This is a genomic window from Fusibacter bizertensis (assembly GCF_029914245.1).
Taxonomy (GTDB): Bacteria; Bacillota; Clostridia; order Peptostreptococcales; family Acidaminobacteraceae; genus Fusibacter_C; species Fusibacter_C bizertensis.
In genome coordinates this window covers 1-475 of the sequence record NZ_JARYZI010000043.1, presented here as the reverse complement: position 1 = coordinate 475, position 475 = coordinate 1, and the positions used below count along the sequence as shown (strand labels likewise).

Below are 475 nucleotides of genomic sequence, written 5' to 3'. Positions count from 1 at the left end.
AGGAAGAGAAAACAAAAGTGATTTCCAGAGTAGTGGCGAGCGAAATGGAAATAGCCCAAACCTGAGTCTTCGGACGAAGGGGTGTGGACAGTCGATAAAGTGAAACTGTATCTTAGCAGAATCGTTTGGGAAAGCGAGCCGAAGAGTGTGAGAGCCACGTACGCGAAAAGAGAAGGATAACGAGACTGATCCGGAGTACCACGGAGCACGAGAAACTTTGTGGGAAGCAGGCAGGACCATCTGCCAAGGCTAAATACTACCTAGTGACCGATAGAGAATAGTACCGTGAGGGAAAGGTGAAAAGAACCCCGAGAGGGGAGTGAAAAGAACCTGAAACCCTATGTTTACAAGCAATGGAAGTTCGTTAAAGAACGACCATGTACTTTTTGTAGAACGGGCCAACGAGTTACGTTATGCAGCAAGGTTAAGTGCTTAAGGCACGGAGCCGTAGCGAAAGCGAGTCTGAAAAGGGCGA

At 48.0% G+C, this 475-nt stretch carries 1 rRNA gene; it reads left to right on the top strand.

Annotation, left to right across the window (positions count from 1 at the left end):
* Positions 1 to 475, top strand: a 23S ribosomal RNA gene (locus QE109_RS17635); the annotation flags it as partial.